This is a genomic window from Bradyrhizobium sp. CCBAU 25338 (assembly GCF_028128965.1).
Lineage (GTDB): Bacteria > Pseudomonadota > Alphaproteobacteria > Rhizobiales > Xanthobacteraceae > Bradyrhizobium > Bradyrhizobium liaoningense.
Genome location: NZ_LFKY01000042.1, coordinates 707,742 through 721,800, shown reverse-complemented (window position 1 = coordinate 721,800; position 14,059 = coordinate 707,742). Strand labels below are relative to the sequence as shown.

Here is a 14,059-nt window from a genome sequence, read left to right as displayed (position 1 = left end):
ATCATGCCTCGAACACGCGACGGATTTACGGATATGGATTGGGACAAGCTGAAGGTGTTTCACGCGGCGGCGGAAGCGGGCAGCTTCACGCATGCGGGCGAGCAGCTCGGCCTGTCGCAATCGGCGGTCTCGCGCCAGGTCTCGGCGCTGGAGCAGGAGCTCTCGGTCTCGCTGTTCCACCGCCACGCCCGCGGCCTGATCCTCACCGAGCAGGGCGACCTGCTCTTCCGCACCGCGCATGACGTGTTTATGCAGCTGCAGGCGGCGCGCGCCAAGCTGACCGACAGCCGCGAGCGGCCGAGCGGCGACCTCAAGATCACCACCACGCCCGGCGTCGGCATCAACTGGCTGATCCCGCGGCTCGGCGAGTTCACCGCGCTCTATCCGGAGATCCGCATCTCGCTGATCGTCACCGACGAGGAGCTCGATCTGTCGATGCGCGAGGCCGACGTCGCGATCCGCACCCGCAAGCCGACGCAGCCGGACCTGATCCAGCGCAAGCTGTTCGCAATGGGCTTCCACGCCTATTGCTCGCCGGAATACATCAAGCGCTTCGGCACGCCGCGCACGCTGGAGGAGCTCGACTCCCACCGCATCATCACGCTCAGCGATGGCAGCTTCGCGCCGCATCTTCAGAATCGCAATTGGCTGATCGAAGCCGGGCGCAACGGCTCCGGCCCGCGCGAAGCCTATTTCAAGGTCAACAACATCCTCGGTCTCGTGCGCGCCTGTCAGCAGGGCCTCGGCATCGCCGCGCTGCCGGACTATCTCGTCGAGGAACAGAACAAACTCGTGCAGCTGTTCGGCGAGTCGGATTCGATCCAGCTCGACACCTACTTCGTCTATCCCGAGGAGTTGAAGACGGTCGCACGCGTGCAGGTGTTCCGCGACTTCGTGGTGAGCAAGGCGCAACGCTGGCCGTCCTGATTTCCGCATGACTGACATGCGGCCTCGGCTGTTGCTGCATGACACTGGGCGAGCCCATAATGTTTGCACGCTGAGCCTTCGCGTTGCGCATTTGTCCCCCTCCTCCAGTGGCGCGGGAGTTCAGTAATCCCTCTTGGAAGGTGATTGTGTCGGCCTCACGTGGCCAATACCTAAGCCGGGCCTTCGGGTCCGGCTTTTTTTCGTCTGCATGAGCTTTCGCCCTCCGCGTGTATTGACAGTTCCAGGCACACCCCGCATCATTTGCAGATGATCACGAAGTCGTGCGCAGCCAATTCGAAAAAAGGCCCCCATTCGGGGACCTCGGATTTTTGCGCGCACTAGCTGACTTCGTCATCGCTGCAAATCCCGAAAACCCCGCCGCCTGGACGGGGTTTTTTCATGTGCCCTCCGTCTCAGGTTTCCCGAGAAGGAGATGGAACATGACCGGACTTGAAGATTACTTGCGCGGGCTGTGGCTGCCGCTGGTGACGCCGTTTCACGGCGGCGCGCTCGACGAGAGATCGCTGCGGCGGCTGACGCGGCACTACGGCGCGGGAGCCGTCGACGGCTTCATCCTGGGGGCGACCTCAGGCGAAGGCATGACGCTGCGCGAGGCCGAGCTCGAGCGTCTCGTCGCCGTGGTGCGCGACGAGATGGCGGCCAGCGGCCGCATCGTGCCGATCTGCCTCGGACTCTCGGGCGCGGACACCTCGCGGCTGAAGGAGCGCCTCGACGAGACCGCGGACTGGCCGATCGACGGTTACCTGATCGCGAGCCCCTACTACGTGCGGCCGTCGCAGCGCGGCCTGCTGGCGCATTTCGAGGCGCTCGCCGACCACGCGGCATGGCCGCTCGCGCTCTACAACATCCCCTATCGCACGTCCGTCAACATCACCAACCAGACGCTGCTGCGGCTCGCCGAGCACAGGAACATCGTCGGCCTGAAGGATTGCGGCGCGAGCCGCGAGCAGTCGATCGCGCTGCTGCGCGACAGGCCGAAGGCCTTTCGCGTGCTCACCGGCGAGGATTCCAACTATTTCGAGGCGCTCAGCGACGGCGCCGATGGCGGCATCGTGCTGTCGGCCCATGTCGAGACCGCAACGTTCGCAGCCGTCCATGCCGAGCTGAAGCGCGGCAATCATGATGCTGCGCTGGCGCGCTGGAACGAGGTCGCCGAGCTGACGCGGCTGCTGTTCGCCGAGCCGAGCCCCGCGCCGGCGAAGTACTGGCTGTGGCGCAGCGGCCTCATCGACAGCCCCGAAGTGCGCCTGCCGATGGTTGAAGTGAGCAGCGAGCTCGCAGCGGCGATCGATCGCGAGATCGAACGACGGACGAAAGTCGCGGCGTAGCGGCTTCGCTTACCCTCCCCCTCCAGGGGAGGGTAAGCGCACCGCCCCGTGGTTAACCGCGCATCAACGGCCTTCGCTCCCGCCACATGGCGCATCCACGGCTCGTTTACGCAATCGCGCCTATCCTCCGGGACCTACAGAGGGGGAATGACCATGGGACATCGCATCCGGCCGACGGCCGCGCGGCAATTCGCGCCCGCCGATCTCCTGCAGGGAATTCTGGTGGTGTCGTCGTTCGGGTTCTGGGCGGTGATGCTCGGCCTGATGCCGGTGCTGCTGTTTCGCCTCTGGCTGGTCGGCTGACGGACGCGCGCGGGATGGTTAACCCGCGGTAGCACCTGTGTTCAAAATGCCGGGGCAGCTGCGATCCGGATCTTAAAACATCCCCGCTAACACTGACGCCCATAAGCGAAGAAATCGCGGAGGCGTTTGTGAATAGTCAGAATGAAATGGCGTCGCATTACGACGCCGGACAGCAGGGCTTTACCACCGAGGACATTCTCTGGGCCGCCGGCATCTGGTCGGTGATCCTCACCCTGTCGCCGGTCATCGTGTTCTACATGCTGATGGTGGCGTAACTCATCTTCACCGGTGCAGAAACGCAAAACGCGCGGCTTGTCCGCGCGTTCTTCGTCCGGGGAATGAACAATGAAAATTAAGCCGCCTGCTTGTGCATTGCGCCGGAAGCCGACGCCGTGCCGCGAATAGCCTTGACCGAACGCTCGATCGCCGCCCACAGCCGTGCAATCTCCTGGGCCGCACGGCTCTCGGCCTGATACTCGCGCGCACCCTCGCCGTGGCTCAGCGCCATCAGCAGGTCCGAACGATTGGTGATCTGACCGCCCCACACCGGAGCACGGAATTTGGCCAGCGCTTCGCGGGCGATGGTGACGATCGGGCTTTCGGCATCGTCGCGGCGCGCCGGCGCACCGTTGAGCACGACCGCGTAGGGCTTGCGCGCGGCGCGGCACATCTGGATGGTTTCCTGCACCGCGTTGACGTCGAACACGCCGGGACGCGCCGGAATGATCACCATCGTCGCGTTGCGGATCGCGTCGTCGACGACGGCCGACAGGTTCGGCGGCGTGTCGATCAACACCCATTCATAGCCGTCGCGTTTGGCAGCGGAGACGATGCCGCTGACGGAGTTCACGGCAGCCTTGATCGGCGGCTCGTTGGTGCCACGCAGCTTGTGCCACAGCGTGAGCGAGCCCTGCGGATCGGCATCCACGAGCATGACCTGCTTGCTCGCCTTGATCTGCGCGGCGAGATGTGCAGCCAGGGTACTCTTGCCCGAGCCGCCCTTACGCGATGCAAAAACAATAACGTTCATACCTTCGGCCTCCAGATTGACCCCAGGCCGCGAAAATGAATCAGCGCGCTGATTCGGGAAAGAAAAATTTATCAGGGGTTGCGTTACAGCCACGAAATAACAAGGCGTGTTGGCTTTTGAGTCACACTGCTCCGCGGGAAAGAGACCCAGACCCAAGCGAAACACCGCTCGCCCGGGCTTTTGTGCGTTATTTGAGCAACAAGCGGGACAACGCAACCTTGCCGCGCAAACCTGCAGGCGACTCTTTTCCGTCGCCCGCGGCTGCCATGGCCGCAAGCCTTGCGCGGCGTCGCGTGAACAAAAGGAGTCCGGTGGCTGTCGCGAAGCCGGCGTCCGCGCTCAGCCTTCGCTGGATTTCCTTCTGGCCACCTTCGGCGCCGGCTTTGTGGTCTTCGCAGCCTTGGGCGCGATGTTGGTCGGCTTGCCGGCGCGGACCTCGCCCGGCTCGGGGCGGAAGAACACCCGGCATTGCGGCGAGAGCTGCGCCTTCTTCTTGATCATGCAGGCGGTGATGGCATCGACGTTCGGAACGAACTCGCTGCACAGCCGCATCGCATCCGGCGAGCAGGCCTGCTGCTCCTCCTGGGTGTAGGCGAAGCCGGCGCGCGGCAGGGCCAGAACGGCGAGGGCAAGCCCGAGGGTTGCGGCGGCCAGTGACTTCTTCAAGCGAAATGCCGGCATCGATTTCCCCACGTGATGAGTCAGGGGGAATAGTGGGTGAACGGCGGTGCGTTGGCAACGAGGGCAGATGCGAAAGCCGCGACGTGTGCGGTCTCGGCAACAGGGCGCCGACTGAGGCGAAACGTTGGCGGCGCGGGGCTCGACCGGGCGACCCAGTATTCCAGAGACGCCTGAAGTTCCTCGATAAGCCGCGGCGTACTGGATCCCCCGCCCCAGTGCGCACTTGCGCGCAAGGCGGGGGACGACACCTGCTCGCTGGGAGAGACCGCAGCTCACACTCACCCGAGTTCGGCCCCCTCACAACACAAAACTTGAGAAAACAACCCCATGCACAGTAGCCAAGTGACGGCAATCCCTCAGCATTTCCATTCTTAGGATTTAACGAAGTCGAGTTTGACTTGTCGGGCAAAACAGGGGCATGATGGCATCATCAAAAGATGCGCGTGGGGTGGCCTGTCTCCTGCGCTGATCAAAAGCGTGGGAAGTGGAGGCGATCGCATGGAGGGGAATGAGGCGGAACTTCCGCTCTCGGGGGTTACGGTTGTCTCGCTCGAGCAGGCGATCGCGGCGCCGCTGGCCAGCCGGCACCTGGCGGATTGGGGCGCGCGGGTCATCAAGATCGAGCGGCCCGGAAGCGGCGATTTCTGCCGGGACTACGATCATGTGATGAACGGCATGTCGAGCCAGTTCGTCTGGACCAATCGTTCGAAGGAAAGCCTCGCGATCGACATCAAGAGCCCCGAAGGCCGCAAGGTGCTCGAAGCCCTGCTGCCGCGGGCCGATGTGTTCATCCAGAATCTCGCGCCCGGCGCGGCGGAGCGGCTCGGTCTGGACGCCGCATCGCTCGTGCGAAAATTTCCGCGCCTCATCGCCTGCGACGTCTCGGGCTATGGCAGCGGCGGACCCTACAGCAACAAGAAGGCCTATGATCTCCTGGTGCAGTGCGAGGCCGGCGTGCTCGCCATCAACGGCACCGAGGCGGAGCCCGCCAAGGTCGGGCTTTCCGTGGTCGACATCGCCACCGGCATGTACATCCTCAACGGCGTGCTGATGGCGCTGTACGCCCGCGAGCGGACCGGCAAGGGCACGGCCTTCCAGGTCTCGCTGTTCGATTCCATCACGGACTGGATGAGCTATCCCGCGTTCTACACCGAGAGCACCGGCCGGCCGCTGCCGCGCACCGGCGCGAAACATGCGACGATCGCGCCCTACGGCCCGTTCCGCGTCGGCGACGGCAACACCATCTTCTTCGGCATCCAGAACGACCGGGAATGGCGGTCGCTGTGCCGCATCGTGCTGGGCGATGCCGGCTTTGCCGACGACCTGCGCTTCCGCACCAATCCGCTGCGCATGCAGAACCGCGACGATCTGCAGGCGCATATCGAGCAACGCTTTGCATCCATGACCAGCGAAGAGGTGCTGCGGCTGCTGGACGAGGCCGCGATCGCCAATGCGCATCTGAACTCGGTCGAGGCCTTCCTGAAGCACGAGCAGCTTCATGCACGCGGGCGGGTGCAGAGCGTGGGATCGCCGAGCGGGCCGGTGATGAGCCTCCTGCCCGCGCTCACTATTCCCGGCGTGACGCCGCGGATGGATCCGGTGCCTGATGTCGGCGAGCACAACGAGGCCATCCTCGCTGAACTCGGCCTGGCCAAGGAGACGTGACGATGGCCTCGCTGCGGCCGAGCCGGGCCTATCTGGCTGTTCCCGCGCATCGCGCCCGCGTCGTCGCCAAGGCCGCGGCTTCAGGCGCGGATGCCGTGTTCATGGATCTCGAGGACGCCGTGCCGCCCGCCGAGAAGGGCGTTGCGCTGGAGGAAGCCGTCCAGTCGTTGTCCTCGCTCGACTGGGGCAATAAGCACGTCGCGGTCAGGCTCAACGCCGTCGACAGCCCGTTCATTGCAAACGAGATCCGCACGCTGGCGGCGCTGCCGCGGCTGGATGCGGTGATCGTGCCGAAGGCAGAGCGTGCCAGCGACATCGTCGCCATCGCCGATCAGCTCCGCGCCGCCGCGCCGGATCGCGCTGCGCCTGTTACGCTCGAACTGCTGATCGAGACGGCACTGGGCCTCGTCAATGTCGACACGCTCGCCGCCGCGCACGACAGCGTGGCCGCGCTGCATCTCGGCGTCGGCGACTTCGCGGCCTCGCTCGGCGCCCGCACCTCCGACATCGGCATCTCGCCGGACGGCTACCGCCATGTCGGCTCCGCGCAAAGCGGCTACGCCGCCGCGCCGCTCGACCTGTTCGCCTATCCCATGATGCGCCTGCTGGTCGCCGCGCGCGCCTTCGGCCTGCGCGCCATCGACGGCCCCTGCGGCGCGTTCCGCGATGCCAGGCTGACTGAGGCCAGCGCGCAAAAGGCCGCCGCGATGGGCTTCGACGGCAAGCAGGTGATCCATCCCGACCAGATCGAACCGACGCTGCGTGCGTTCACGCCGTCGGCCGAGGAACTGGCCCAGGCGCGGCGGGTGGTCGAAGCGATGGAGACGGCTGAGGCGCAGGGCCAGGGCGCGGTCACGCTGGACGGCAAGATGATCGACTATGCCAATGTGCGGATGGCGCGCAGGATCATCGAGCTGGGGTCGTAACGGCCCTTGGCCACATTGCTGATCGTCGCGCTGGTGTTTGCGCGGATCGCAGCCGGCATGATGCCGGCGACGGCGTTCGTGCTGGCAAAGCTGCTCGGTCTGCCGCCGGCGTCATCGTGCTGTTCGCGGCGATGCCGACCGACGCGAACGCCTACATCTTCGCGGTCCAGTATCAACGGCTGGTGAGCCCGGAGTCGGGCGCGGTGGCGCTGCGGACGCTGCTGGCGGCGGCTGCGAAGCTGCCGGTGGTGGTGTGGGTGGTGAGGTAGGCTCGCGATGGCCCACCGGACCAATCGAAGGCGAGCATTTTGACTCAGCCTAGGCAGCCCAGTCCATGATCGCGTCGATGAAGGTCTGAGCCTGGCGGATCGCGTCGAGCCTCGTCGCACAGACACCGACCGACACTGTTCGGCCCTTTCCGACAGTCCACTTCCAACCAGCCGGGTAGCTCATTTCAACGATTGAGAAGCTTACGCCGCGATGTTCCACGGAGAACCTCCGCTAACATGTTGCTGTGTCTGAAAAGGCTACTCCAAATGGCGAATTTGTCCAGCCGAACGCAGGCCCACAATTCGCTCGTGCGGCTTGGATATCAGCGTTCAGGAGAGCGCATGGAGACTTATTGCGGTGGTGGTGTTGATGGTGGCGGGCGGAAGTAGGGGCGCCTGACGATTGCCGACACCCCTATGCGACACCTTGGCCTGCGCGCCAGGCCATCTCCCAGAAGTCTGCCTCGAGGCGGGTGGCTTCCTTGAAGATCGCAATCAGCTCGGCCTCGCGGGCCGGCGTGGCGTAGAGATCGGCGAGCTGCTCCATATGCGCTAGAGCCTTGGCAGCGACCTCCTGGTACGCCACGCCGGCGTACTCGGCGATCCAGACGCGATAGGCGTTCCTCGCGGCGTCAGCATCGGGGCGCGAAGCGAGCCGCGTTGCGATCTCCGCGTACCCGATCACGCAAGGCGCAAGCGCGACCTTGAGCGCCAGCAGATCGCCGCGCATTCCCGAATCTAACACGTAGCGCGTATAGGCCAGCATCTCGGCCGCCGGAGGGGCTTGTTCGAGGTCGCTCGGGGACAGGCCCCATTCGGCACAGAGCTTCACATGCAGGTTCATCTCGACATCAAGGATGGCCGAAAGGCCTGCCGTGGCTTCACGCATGTCGGCAAGGCTGGGGGACTTGTAGACCGCGAGCGCGTACGCGCGAGCAAACTCGATGAGGAACAGGTAGTCCTGAACGAGGTAGTGACGAAACGCCGCTTCGGGGAGCGAGCCGTCCGCCAATCCGTTCGTGAAGGGATGCTCCGTATAGGCCCGCCACTCAGTGGACGCGGCTGTCTTGAGACGCTCGAAAAAACTCACGATCTTTTCCGCCTGCTTGCTTGTCCATCAAACGTCATTAGCTCGCTACCGATAGCGCATTGCGAACGGAGGAGCTACGGTGGCGGCGGACAAAGCTGGCTTTGAGCAACGTTGCGGATAGGCCCCGCTTCGAGCCGCACTGATCGCTTGGCATCAACCCGCCCCGCTTCGCGGTGAAGGGCGAGAAGCTGAGCATCCCGGTGATGTGCGCGCTGAAGCTGGCGGTGATGCCGGTAGCGGCGTTTGTGCTGGCGAGACTGCTCGACCTGCCGCCGATCGCCGCCGGCGTCATCGTGCTGTTCGCGGCGATGCCGACCGGCGCAAACGCGTACATCTTTGCCGTGCAGTATCAGCGGCTGGTGAACCCGGTCTCGGGCGCGGTGGCGCTGGGAACGCTGCTGGCGGCGATCACGCTGCCGGTGGTGGTGTTGATGGTGGCGGGGGTGAGATAGGCGCCCTCACAAATGCAAGATATCTGCTTCGGAGCGGGCAACAAGCCGCAATGAAAAGCAGGCAGAGCACTGGCGGCCCTGCCCGCCCTGTTCAGACGTCTACTTGCTCTGCCTGGATGCGAGACACACTTACTGCTTCGGATCAACTCGCGCTTCCAGCCCGCGAAGCTGGGTCCTGACAGTCAAATCACCGATCTTCCTGCCCATGTCCTTTCCGACCTCGGTCGAGAAACGGTAATGGAAACCGGCATAGATGCGCGCATTTGCGACCTCATCGCTATAATCCTGGAGCTTGGCCCATTTGCGAGTCACACCTGACGCAGTGGGGCTGGTCATCGACAACTCCATTTCGTCGCCGGCGATGGACCGGAGAACCGTGGAAACCGCAGCTGATACGATGCAGTGGGCGCAGGGGTATTCGGGATGCATTGGCGTTTCACCCAGCGGCAACCAGGACGCTTCGCGTGGCGTCATCGGGTTGTGCGTGATGTCCGCGTTGCGAATGGCCGTCATTGGCCGCCAGAAATTGTAATGATACTTCGCATCAAAGACGGCAACGATGGCGTCGTTCGCAGCGATCTCGGCGAGGGCGAACAGACGAGCGCAATCGACGACGTCCATGTGCTTGGCCGATGCGACTTGCCGGATGATTGGATTGAAACTGGGAGGCCCGACCAGGAACCAGAAGCGTCCGATCGCCGTCTGCTCTGGTGTTCGGGTGGTGCTGTTGCGAGCACCGAGCTCCCGAATTTCGTTGACGTCTCTGGTCCAGGTCTCGGAATCGAGCGCCGGTGGTGGCACTGGACGGAATTGTGAGCCCGACGTGATGACCCAAGGGGAGGTTGCTCCAGACGTCGAGGCAGCCGGCACCACGGTCGGCACATAGACACCCGGGGCTGTATAGGGGCGATAAATCTCCTGAGCGTCACTGCCGTCATCCCTGCGCAACGCTATCACGCCGGAAGCGGCAATGTTTCCAAGCTCGATTCCATTCGCCTTTCCGTCCGTATCCGGAATGCCGGAAAGCGATGCAAGCAACGCCGCATCAAGGGCTGACTTTTGGTCCGGGTAGATCGTCAGAAGAATGTTGTAAGCCGCAGCCGACGCTGCGGCTTCCTTGGACGTTGAGCGGTCTGCTACGAGATCCAGCTTGTATGGAGCGTACCGTCTTTCGATCGCGTTGACGGCCTCGAACATGGCAACGTGAAGCATCGACATCGTCCGGGCCTGCGGCGCAGGTAGGATCTTCTTTTCAGCGGCAATCGCATCTGCTTTCGCGTTCCAATCCATGATGACATCGGCACGCGCGGTGCCGACGCAAACTGCGAGAGCGGCGATGATCAAGAATGGAGATTTCGTTGCAAGGAACGTCTTCATCTTCATGCTCCTCGTTGTCAAGAGAGCGACACCTTGTACGGACGGGCCGCGCAAGAACATGGAAGTGCAGAACGATCTTAAGATGACAGCAAGCCTGCTGATGTGAGACACTTTACACTCATCAGTGCCTTCGCTGTAGAATTCTGAAGACGCGATCCAAAAAGTAAGATCGACTGCCTTACCTGATGCGCGCCCCCTCATCTCGGCAGTCTCGGTACACCCATCGCATCCTTGGCGTAGCGGGATCGGCGGCGGGGCCCATCGCGCTCGGCATCAACCTGTTCCGCTTCGAGGTCAAGGGCGAGAAGCTCAGCATCCCGGTGATGTGCGCGCTCAAGCTGCTGGCGATGCCGGCGGCCGCGTTCGTGCTCGCACGACTGCTCGACCTGCCGCCGTTAGCCGTCGTCGTGCTGTTCGCGGCGATGCGACCGGCGCGAACGCGTACATCTTCGCGGTGCAGTATCAGCGGCTGGTGAGCCCGGTGTCGGGCGCGGTGGCGCTGGGGACGCTGCTGGCGGCGGTGACGTTGCCGGTGGTGGTGGTGGTGGTGTGGGTGGTGGCGCGCTGAGCACTTGCACCACGGTCCCGATGATTTTGCGTTTACACGCAAAGGTCGCTAGTCTGTCCTGATACGTCTTCAGGGAGGTTAACATGGGACAACGCGAAGAGATGCTCGCAGTGGTCAGGAGTGCCTACGCCGCGCGCGACGGCAGTGACGCTGAGGGCCTAGTGACAGCTTTCCATCCGCAGGGTCTGTTTACCTTGATGGGCGACAAAAGCGCGCTCGAACTGACAGGGAGCATGCAGGGGCACCCCACGCTGCGTGGTGCCTTCGGTAAATTGATTGAGGCCTTCGGCTTCGAAGGCCGCGAAATCCTGGCTGAGCTGGTTGACGGGGATCGGGTCGCCGTCCATTCCCGAGTTGTCGTTCGATACCGTCCAACCGGGCAGGCTTCCAGCACCGAGATCCTGGACCTGTTCAGATTTCAGGACGGCAAAATCGCTGAGCTGATCGAGTTTGCGGACACTGCGCAGATCAAGGCGATGACCTCCTGCGCACGATGAGATTGGATCTTCTTCGCGCTTGAAGCGGGCGAGAAGCTCGGCATCCTCGTGATGCGCGCACTCAAGCTGATGGCAATGCCGGCGGCGGCGTTCGTGCTGGCAACATTGCTCGACCTGCCGCCGTTAGCCGCCGGCGTCGTCGTGCTGTTCGCGGCGATGCCGACCGGCGCCAATGTGTACATCTTCGCGGTGCAGTATCAGCGGCTGGTGAACCCGGTGTCAGGCGCAGTGGCGCTGGGCACGCTACTGGCGGCGGTGACGTTGCCGGGGGTGGTGTGGGTGAAATAGTCGCTGACCATGCTGCATCTGAATAGACGCGTCATCAGAGTGAGCACACAATGTGACACGCGGATGCGCGCCGCCTCCTTACGTCTCCTGTAGCAGCAACTTTGCTGGTGATTGTTCTGACGACGGTGGACTTTAGCGTGTCGGCCTTATCCGCCTCCGGGGTTGAACTCACGTCGGATGGTCGCAAGGATCTCGCCGAACGTCTCTCTGATATTCCCCTTCGCAAATGGAATGTATTGCACACCGGCAAGATTAGAGAACTCTGCGCAACCATCTTCCAAGAGCACGATAGCTCGACGAAAACCTAAACGGCCCTGAAACAGACCAACCTCGTGGATGACATTCTCTCGTGCGTGCAGCTCGCCCTTGTGATCCTCATTTTCGCCTGTCATCACCAAGATTGCGAAACTCGCCTCGTCTTCCATGATGTCCAAGACGTCCGCAATATGAAGGCCCACGCGGGGTCCGGTCTCGTACGCAGTTACGTTGTAGCCATGCTTCTCGTGCAGATGGTCCTTGACGTCTCGCCATGCTGGATTGCGGCCGTGCCCCACGAAGATAGCTAGCTTCTCTTTTAGGAACTGCTCTGTCTTCTCAGGAGGCAAAGCACAAGCGCTTGCAGAGCCTTCGAAGACCTCGAAGATATGTTCAATCTCGTTCCTGGAATCTTTTCGGACCCTGATCCGCGTAGCGTTGTAGTAAAACGAGACCGAAAGATTGGCCTGACCGCCCAGTTCTTGGAAATTGAACTCGGCACTCACCGTGTCGGGTGCGCGGTATGCCGCAAAGAACTCGTCCATCTCGTCAAAGGACCAGCCCGCTTCGTTGGCAGCTTCAACATCCATTGAAACCGGCCTCATTTTCTCCTTCGGTCCTAACCGGTTTAGGGCCTCCCTAAGCACCTCTGGTGTGAACTTGGTCCGCGCGTATCGCTTTTTCTTCGTCAATGCCATTTCGCTACCCTGGGCTACAAGCCTGCGAACCGTTCTCTCGTCATATACTTGGCAAGCGTATTGACCCGCTTCGGGATAAGAGGATGGTCGGGATACAATGCCTTCGGTCTCCGACTTGAACCATTTGTACCACCGACCTGCGAGCGCAATAGCGTTGAGCCGAATGAAAGGTTGACCTTCGCCGTTCCGCTGAGCGCGAAGCGTGGCAATGCGCGTTTCGATCTTAGCTTTCCAATCGCCAAGACGCGTCTTTGCCTCGTGCCGTAGTGTGTCTGCCGGGAGCTTGAGGTGGGCCTCCCGCTTGACGCCGTAGAGCATCTGGTACTCCTCGCGGACATCCTCGGGATGCCCTTGCGCGCAAACCAGCGACCATCAGGAGTCCGAATTAACGCAACCATACGCAATGCCAATGTGACGCCTTTTGTATTTTAGGCAGCGCAAATACGCGAGATCTATCAGCAAGATGCTGGGAAAGCCGAGTTTATCCGCAAAGTGGTACAGTTGGGTGGGCTCGAACCACCGACCTCCTGTTCCACAGACAGGCGCTCTAACCAACTGAGCTACAACTGCATCCTGGCGAGCCGCGCCTTGGGGCGCCCTTGGATAAGGGCCGATGCCGAGGGGGCTGGACGGGGCGGAAACTAGGTGCAACGGGCGTTTTTGGCAAGGCCGCAGACGGACGAAAAACCAGCTGAAATCATGTTCGGTGCGATGAAATCGGGCTTGATCACGGCCATCAAGGCGTTGCGCCCCCCTCTCCGACTTGTGGCAGGGCACCGCACATGACGCTCGCGGCTCGGGCGCGTAGCTTCCACACCGTCATGGCCGGGCTTGTCCCGGCCATCCACGCCTTTGCCCGCGGCACCAAGAACGTGGATGCCCGGGACAGGCCCGGGCATGACGACCTTCCTGGATTCCCATATGCGCAAGCGGGAGAGGCGAAGAAAAACCCGGGCGTTTCGGCCCGGGTTTCTATTGTTTGGCATGATCTGATCGGAAAACCACTACACACTTTTCCGGATCATACCGACCAAACCGGCCTCACCGCTCAGGCGGCGGGCGGCATGTACTTCGAGGCGCTGGCCTTGATCGGCTCGGCGGTCTCGGCGGCGACGCGCTGGCTGAGCTCGACCAGCTCCTTGGCCTGGGACTGCAGGGTCTCGAACTGCTTGCGGGTGTGGCCGGTCCACAGCTCCAGCGCTTCGGCCGGCGACTTCAGGCCGAACAGCTGCTGGGCGAAGTCGAGCTGGGCGCTGGTGTTGGCCTTCATGAACTCGACCAGCTTGGCGGTGTATTCGCTCGCGCCTTTGCTGGCGCAGGTGAAGACAGCCTCGACGGTGCCGTTGTGGGTCTCGGCGGCGTCCTTGAACTTGGCGTAGTTTTCGCGGGCCTGCGCAGCGCCCTTTTCGGCGAACGCACGCATCTGCTCTGGAACCTCGAACGGGATGATCGAGGCAGAAAACGGATCAGTCGCACCTGTCATGGTTGTCCCTCACGCTAAATGAAAAAATCGAGTGAGCCTTCTGGCGCGCCCGCCGGCCCCGATCTTGGGCCCTCGCATTCAGCGGGTACGAAGTCTGGAAACGCGAAACGAATGAGATGGCTCGCCCAGCGCCCAGCACCATATGTGCCTATCATGTCAACATTGTGCATCGCAACGCGCCACGAAGGTGCGCTGCGAAAT

Annotated in this window: 17 protein-coding genes and 1 tRNA gene; 11 read left to right on the top strand and 7 right to left on the bottom strand. The window is 62.6% G+C overall.

All coding sequences use genetic code 11. The features are described from left to right. Positions 1-3 precede the first annotated feature (3 nt). From ACM42_RS33235 to ACM42_RS33220, 4 genes are all read left to right on the top strand, one after another. Positions 4-927, top strand: coding sequence for a LysR family transcriptional regulator (locus ACM42_RS33235; protein ID WP_028178742.1), 924 nt, complete (start codon positions 4-6; stop codon positions 925-927). 440 nt (positions 928-1,367) lie between these two features. Further along, positions 1,368-2,276: a 4-hydroxy-tetrahydrodipicolinate synthase family protein gene (locus tag ACM42_RS33230; RefSeq protein WP_271532153.1), complete on the top strand. Its 909-nt coding sequence runs from the start codon at positions 1,368-1,370 to the stop codon at positions 2,274-2,276. Positions 2,277-2,429: 153 nt separating this feature from the next. Beyond that, entirely contained in the window at positions 2,430-2,579 is a 150-nt protein-coding gene (locus tag ACM42_RS33225; RefSeq protein WP_165935876.1) for a hypothetical protein, read from the top strand. 128 nt (positions 2,580-2,707) lie between these two features. Beyond that, a complete protein-coding gene (locus ACM42_RS33220) occupies positions 2,708-2,854 on the top strand; it encodes a hypothetical protein (RefSeq protein ID WP_162131096.1) in 147 nt (48 codons plus the stop codon). Positions 2,855-2,931: 77 nt separating this feature from the next. Here ACM42_RS33220 and ACM42_RS33215 read toward each other — a convergent pair whose 3' ends face one another. Next, positions 2,932-3,609, bottom strand: coding sequence for a ParA family protein (locus ACM42_RS33215; RefSeq protein WP_100233799.1), 678 nt, complete (start codon positions 3,607-3,609; stop codon positions 2,932-2,934). A gap of 339 nt (positions 3,610-3,948) precedes the next feature. Further along, entirely contained in the window at positions 3,949-4,290 is a 342-nt protein-coding gene (locus ACM42_RS33210; protein WP_271532148.1) for a hypothetical protein, read from the bottom strand. Between the two features lie 498 nt (positions 4,291-4,788). Between ACM42_RS33210 and ACM42_RS33205 the strand changes: the two genes are divergently transcribed. The 3 genes from ACM42_RS33205 to ACM42_RS33195 all read left to right on the top strand — a co-directional run bounded on the left by ACM42_RS33205 (position 4,789) and on the right by ACM42_RS33195 (position 7,150). Continuing rightward, positions 4,789-5,955 (top strand): CaiB/BaiF CoA transferase family protein, encoded by a 1,167-nt coding sequence (locus tag ACM42_RS33205; protein ID WP_271532147.1) that lies wholly within the window; start codon positions 4,789-4,791, stop codon positions 5,953-5,955. A 2-nt stretch (positions 5,956-5,957) separates the two neighbouring features. Further along, a complete protein-coding gene (locus ACM42_RS33200; protein WP_271532145.1) occupies positions 5,958-6,881 on the top strand; it encodes an HpcH/HpaI aldolase/citrate lyase family protein in 924 nt (307 codons plus the stop codon). Positions 6,882-6,997: 116 nt separating this feature from the next. After that, complete coding sequence (locus tag ACM42_RS33195) at positions 6,998-7,150, top strand: hypothetical protein (protein ID WP_271532143.1); 153 nt, start codon at positions 6,998-7,000, stop codon at positions 7,148-7,150. Between the two features lie 415 nt (positions 7,151-7,565). On the opposite strand, the gene tenA is transcribed toward ACM42_RS33195, so the two are convergent. Further along, entirely contained in the window at positions 7,566-8,240 is a 675-nt protein-coding gene (tenA, locus tag ACM42_RS33190) for a thiaminase II (protein WP_271532141.1), read from the bottom strand. Between the two features lie 173 nt (positions 8,241-8,413). Here tenA and ACM42_RS33185 point away from each other — a divergent pair, with 173 nt between their 5' ends. Beyond that, entirely contained in the window at positions 8,414-8,692 is a 279-nt protein-coding gene (locus ACM42_RS33185; RefSeq protein ID WP_271532139.1) for an AEC family transporter, read from the top strand. Positions 8,693-8,821: 129 nt separating this feature from the next. Here the strand turns inward: ACM42_RS33185 and ACM42_RS33180 are convergent, their stop codons facing one another. Beyond that, the gene (locus ACM42_RS33180; protein WP_271532137.1) at positions 8,822-10,069 is read right to left on the bottom strand and encodes a vanadium-dependent haloperoxidase; all 1,248 of its coding nucleotides are present in this window, start codon (positions 10,067-10,069) and stop codon (positions 8,822-8,824) included. Between the two features lie 185 nt (positions 10,070-10,254). On the opposite strand from ACM42_RS33180, the gene ACM42_RS33175 reads away from it, so the two are divergent. The 3 genes from ACM42_RS33175 to ACM42_RS33165 all read left to right on the top strand — a co-directional run bounded on the left by ACM42_RS33175 (position 10,255) and on the right by ACM42_RS33165 (position 11,422). Continuing rightward, the gene (locus tag ACM42_RS33175; RefSeq protein ID WP_271532135.1) at positions 10,255-10,545 is read left to right on the top strand and encodes a hypothetical protein; all 291 of its coding nucleotides are present in this window, start codon (positions 10,255-10,257) and stop codon (positions 10,543-10,545) included. A 175-nt stretch (positions 10,546-10,720) separates the two neighbouring features. Then, entirely contained in the window at positions 10,721-11,134 is a 414-nt protein-coding gene (locus tag ACM42_RS33170; RefSeq protein WP_271532133.1) for a nuclear transport factor 2 family protein, read from the top strand. A 51-nt stretch (positions 11,135-11,185) separates the two neighbouring features. Then, positions 11,186-11,422, top strand: coding sequence for an AEC family transporter (locus ACM42_RS33165; protein ID WP_271532131.1), 237 nt, complete (start codon positions 11,186-11,188; stop codon positions 11,420-11,422). Between the two features lie 146 nt (positions 11,423-11,568). On the opposite strand, the gene ACM42_RS33160 is transcribed toward ACM42_RS33165, so the two are convergent. From ACM42_RS33160 to ACM42_RS33150, 3 genes are all read right to left on the bottom strand, one after another. Further along, entirely contained in the window at positions 11,569-12,693 is a 1,125-nt protein-coding gene (locus ACM42_RS33160) for a nucleotide-binding protein (RefSeq protein WP_271532130.1), read from the bottom strand. Between the two features lie 175 nt (positions 12,694-12,868). Next, positions 12,869-12,945: transfer RNA gene (locus tag ACM42_RS33155), tRNA-His, on the bottom strand. A gap of 478 nt (positions 12,946-13,423) precedes the next feature. Continuing rightward, positions 13,424-13,858: a phasin gene (locus tag ACM42_RS33150; protein WP_271532128.1), complete on the bottom strand. Its 435-nt coding sequence runs from the start codon at positions 13,856-13,858 to the stop codon at positions 13,424-13,426. Positions 13,859-14,059: the final 201 nt, after the last annotated feature.

Coding starts and splice junctions, on each gene's coding strand:
- ACM42_RS33160 (WP_271532130.1), bottom strand. CDS start 12,693: ATGCTCTACGGCGTCAAGCGGGAGGCCCACCTCAAGCTCCCGGCAGAC.
- ACM42_RS33175 (WP_271532135.1), top strand. CDS start 10,255: ATGCGCGCCCCCTCATCTCGGCAGTCTCGGTACACCCATCGCATCCTT.
- ACM42_RS33200 (WP_271532145.1), top strand. CDS start 5,958: ATGGCCTCGCTGCGGCCGAGCCGGGCCTATCTGGCTGTTCCCGCGCAT.
- ACM42_RS33235 (WP_028178742.1), top strand. CDS start 4: ATGCCTCGAACACGCGACGGATTTACGGATATGGATTGGGACAAGCTG.
- ACM42_RS33225 (WP_165935876.1), top strand. CDS start 2,430: ATGGGACATCGCATCCGGCCGACGGCCGCGCGGCAATTCGCGCCCGCC.
- ACM42_RS33165 (WP_271532131.1), top strand. CDS start 11,186: ATGCGCGCACTCAAGCTGATGGCAATGCCGGCGGCGGCGTTCGTGCTG.
- ACM42_RS33150 (WP_271532128.1), bottom strand. CDS start 13,858: ATGACAGGTGCGACTGATCCGTTTTCTGCCTCGATCATCCCGTTCGAG.
- ACM42_RS33170 (WP_271532133.1), top strand. CDS start 10,721: ATGGGACAACGCGAAGAGATGCTCGCAGTGGTCAGGAGTGCCTACGCC.
- ACM42_RS33230 (WP_271532153.1), top strand. CDS start 1,368: ATGACCGGACTTGAAGATTACTTGCGCGGGCTGTGGCTGCCGCTGGTG.
- ACM42_RS33180 (WP_271532137.1), bottom strand. CDS start 10,069: ATGAAGACGTTCCTTGCAACGAAATCTCCATTCTTGATCATCGCCGCT.
- ACM42_RS33205 (WP_271532147.1), top strand. CDS start 4,789: ATGGAGGGGAATGAGGCGGAACTTCCGCTCTCGGGGGTTACGGTTGTC.
- ACM42_RS33210 (WP_271532148.1), bottom strand. CDS start 4,290: ATGCCGGCATTTCGCTTGAAGAAGTCACTGGCCGCCGCAACCCTCGGG.
- ACM42_RS33215 (WP_100233799.1), bottom strand. CDS start 3,609: ATGAACGTTATTGTTTTTGCATCGCGTAAGGGCGGCTCGGGCAAGAGT.